Consider the following 1654-nt stretch of genomic DNA (forward strand, 5'->3'; position numbering starts at 1 on the left):
CCTCGGGCTTTCACCGGGCGGCGGGTCGGGAGTGACCATTTAGACAAGAAAAGTGCCCTCGAGCTGGGAGGATAGGGCTTGTCGAGAGTCCTGTCCGCACCAGTCCAGAAGGCACTTTTCACGTGAAGACTACAGGTCGCCATGCCAAGCTCGCGGTGTCTTCGGACGGTGCGGGGATCGTCGGGCAGGCCGGCGGGGTGCTGCTGACCCAGACGCTCCGGGCCACCGGGCTCGACCAGGCGCTTTCCGCTGGGTTGGAGCGGTGGCGCAAGCCGCGGGCGACCCACGATCCGGGCAAGGTCGTCGCGGACCTGGCGGTGATGCTGGCGCTGGGCGGGGACTGCCTGTCCGACATCGCGGTCCTGCGGGCCGAGCCGGAGCTGTTCGGGCCGGTGCCCTCCGATCCGACGGTGTCACGGCTGGTCACCAGCCTCGCCCAGGCCGGCCCGCAGGCGTTGCGGGCGATCCGCAAGGCCCGCTCGTCGGCCCGCGCGCGGGCCTGGGAACTGGCCGCCGAGCACGCCCCCGGGACGGGCGGAGGCCTGATCCCGGTGGACCTGGACGCCACGATCGTGCTCGCGCACTCGGAGAAGGAACACGCCGCCCCAACGTGGAAGCGCACCTTCGGGTTCCACCCGATGACCGCGTTCATCGACCACGGCCCGGGCGGGACCGGGGAGGCCGCCGCGCTGGTGCTGCGGCCGGGCAACGCCGGGTCCAACACCGCCGCCGACCACATCACCGCAGGCCGCCTCGCCCTCAACCAGATCCCCACCCGCCTGCACAAACAGGTCATCATCCGGACCGATGCCGGTGGCGGCACCCACGAGTTCCTGGGCTGGGTCACCGCCCGCCGCCTCAAGTACTCGATCGGGTTCAACCTCACCGATGACATCTGCGCCGCGATCCTGGCGCTGCCCGAGCACGTGTGGCAGGCCGCCTACGATGCCGACCGGCAGGCACGGCCGGGGGCGTGGGTGGCCGAGCTGACCGGGATGCTGGACCTGACGGGCTGGCCGAAGGGGATGCGGGTCATCGTCCGCCGCGAACGCCCCCACCCCGGCGCGCAGCTGCGGTTCACCGACATCGACGGGCACCGCTTCACCTGCTTCGTCACCGGAACCCGCCACGGACAACTCGCCGACCTGGAACTACGCCACCGCCGCCGCGCCCGCTGCGAAGACCGCATCCGCTGTGCCAAGGACACCGGCCTGCGCAACCTGCCCCTGCACAGCGCAGCGGCCAACCAGGTCTGGCTCGAACTTGTGGCGCTGGCCGCCGACCTGACCGCCTGGACCCAGATGCTGGCCTTCGCCGATCATCCGGCCCGCCGCTGGGAACCCAAACGCCTGCGCCTGCGGGTCTTCTCGACCGCCGCGCGCCTGGCACGGGGCGGCAGACGGCTCCGGCTCCGGCTGGCCCGCCACTGGCCCTGGAGCGGCCTGATCGCCTCGGCGATCGGACGCCTGCAGATGCTCCCGGCGCCCTGACCAGCACCAACCGTCCCAACAACACCAGGAAGGAGAACCCCCGGGCCCCTGGAACCCCGCCCACCCGACGCGACAGTCGGGCCCAACCGCTGACCCGCCGCTGAAAGCCAAGAGTCGGTTGGGGCGCTCCGCGGCCCAACCGGCCTCACGAAAAATCGAGGCTA

At 71.6% G+C, this 1654-nt stretch carries 1 protein-coding gene; it reads left to right on the forward strand.

Annotated elements, in window-relative coordinates:
- Nucleotides 1-122 precede the first annotated feature (122 nt).
- A complete protein-coding gene (locus ACGWYJ_RS38805) occupies nucleotides 123-1490 on the forward strand; it encodes an IS1380 family transposase (RefSeq protein ID WP_395111691.1) in 1368 nt (455 codons plus the stop codon).
- Nucleotides 1491-1654: the final 164 nt, after the last annotated feature.

The organism is Actinomadura sp. SCN-SB (genome assembly GCF_043906805.1).
GTDB lineage: Bacteria > Actinomycetota > Actinomycetes > Streptosporangiales > Streptosporangiaceae > Spirillospora.